Source organism: Streptomyces sp. NPDC007346 (genome assembly GCF_040703535.1).
Classification (GTDB): Bacteria; Actinomycetota; Actinomycetes; order Streptomycetales; family Streptomycetaceae; genus Streptomyces.
The window spans coordinates 1-2,193 of sequence record NZ_JBEYKR010000281.1; the positions used below are offsets into that span (position 1 = coordinate 1).

2 protein-coding genes are annotated in these 2,193 nt (G+C 67.7%); both read left to right on the forward strand.

Going from position 1 to position 2,193, the window contains the following annotated elements; translation table 11 throughout:
* The first annotated feature begins 247 nt into the window (after positions 1 to 247).
* A complete protein-coding gene (gene dop, locus AB0917_RS33985; protein ID WP_366823565.1) occupies positions 248 to 1,759 on the forward strand; it encodes a depupylase/deamidase Dop in 1,512 nt (503 codons plus the stop codon).
* A 129-nt stretch (positions 1,760 to 1,888) separates the two neighbouring features.
* Positions 1,889 to 2,107: a ubiquitin-like protein Pup gene (locus AB0917_RS33990; protein ID WP_031123725.1), complete on the forward strand. Its 219-nt coding sequence runs from the start codon at positions 1,889 to 1,891 to the stop codon at positions 2,105 to 2,107.
* Positions 2,108 to 2,193 lie beyond the last annotated feature (86 nt).

Below are 2,193 nucleotides of genomic sequence, written 5' to 3' on the forward strand. Positions count from 1 at the left end.
CGCTGATCGGCGAGGAGTGCCCGCCCGGCCTCGTACCCGACGACGAGCCAGGCGTCGGAGCCCTCGGGGATGCCGGCCACGTCGGAACAATGTCGTAATTGATCTCCCCACCGGCGCAGAGGCACTCTAGGCTCTGCGGTACCGCCGAGTCGCGCAGTGCGGTGACGGGCACCGCATACGCACCGGACAAGCAGCGGTACTTGAGCGTCGCTCCCGGACGGGACCGACGCCGGGCAAGGAGGGCCGCATGACCGTACGGCGAGTAATGGGCATCGAGACGGAGTACGGGATCTCCGTCCCCGGCCACCCCAACGCCAATGCCATGCTCACCTCGTCCCAGATCGTCAACGCGTACGCGGCGGCGATGCACCGGGCGCGCCGCGCCCGCTGGGACTTCGAGGAGGAGAATCCGCTGCGGGACGCGCGAGGCTTCGACCTCGCCCGCGAGACCGCCGACTCCAGCCAGCTCACCGACGAGGACATCGGCCTGGCCAATGTGATCCTCACCAACGGTGCCCGGCTCTACGTCGACCACGCGCACCCCGAATACAGCTCACCGGAGATCACCAACCCGCTCGACGCGGTGCTCTGGGACAAGGCCGGCGAGCGGATCATGGCCGAGGCCGCCGAGCGGGCGGCCGCCATCCCCGGCGCCCAGCCGATCCACCTCTACAAGAACAACACCGACAACAAGGGCGCCTCCTACGGCACGCACGAGAACTACCTGATGCAGCGGGAGACCCCGTTCTCGGACATCGTGCGCCACCTCACGCCGTTCTTCGTCTCCCGCCAGGTCGTCACCGGCGCGGGCCGGGTCGGCATCGGCCAGGACGGCAACGAGCACGGCTTCCAGATCAGCCAGCGCGCCGACTACTTCGAGGTCGAGGTCGGCCTGGAGACCACGCTCAAGCGCCCCATCATCAACACCCGGGACGAGCCGCACTCCGACGCCGAGAAGTACCGCCGGCTCCATGTGATCATCGGCGACGCCAACCTGTCGGAGATCTCGACCTATCTGAAGCTCGGCACCACGTCGCTGGTGCTGTCCATGATCGAGGACGGCTTCATCACCGTCGACCTCGCCGTCGACCAGCCCGTACGCACGCTCCACCAGGTCTCGCACGATCCGGACCTGCGGCAGTTGATCACGCTCCGCAGCGGCCGGACACTCACCGCTGTACAGCTCCAGATGGAGTACTTCGAGCTGGCCCGCAAATACGTCGACGAGCGGTACGGCGCCGACGCGGACGAGCAGACCAAGGACGTCCTGATCCGCTGGGAGGACACGCTCAACCGGCTGGAGACCGATCCGATGAGCCTGGCCGGGGAGCTGGACTGGATCGCCAAGCGGGAGCTCATGGAGGGCTACCGCCGCCGCGACTCGCTGGACTGGGACGCCCCCCGGCTGCACCTGGTGGACCTCCAGTACGCGGACGTACGGCCCGACAAGGGGCTCTACAACCGCCTGGCGGCCCGCGGGCGCATCAAGCGCCTCCTGGACGAGGACGACGTCACCAGGGCCCGTACGAAGCCCCCGGAGGACACCAGGGCCTACTTCCGGGGCCGCTGCCTGGAGCAGTACGCCGACGACGTGGCGGCCGCCTCCTGGGATTCGGTCATCTTCGACCTGCCGGACCGCGACTCGCTCCAGCGGGTGCCCACCCTGGAGCCGCTGCGGGGCACCAAGGAGCACGTCAAGGATCTGCTCGACCGCTGTCGTACGGCCCAGGAACTGGTCCAGGTGCTGTCGGGCGGCTGAAAGGGGTCCGGGCTGGGAATCAATCACCCAAGGCCCGGACGTTGACTCAACTACCGGGCCAAATGTCGGACCCCGTGGGTAGGGTCTGATCAAGAGCTTCGATTGCTTCGAACGAGCGGGGTGAGCTACATGGCGACCAAGGACACCGGCGGCGGACAGCAGAAGGCGACGCGTTCCACCGAGGAGACCGAGGAGCAGACGCAGGACGCACAGGCGTCCGAGGACCTTGCCGAGCGCCAGGAGAAGCTGAGCGACGACGTCGACTCGGTGCTGGACGAGATCGACGACGTCCTCGAAGAGAACGCCGAGGATTTCGTGAGGTCATTCGTGCAAAAGGGCGGGCAGTAGTTCACCGGTGTGAACGCCCGGTAGCGTTCCGGGCGACCGTGGTATCCGGGGGAGACGGGGTGATGGCGCACGCCATGGCGTGCGCC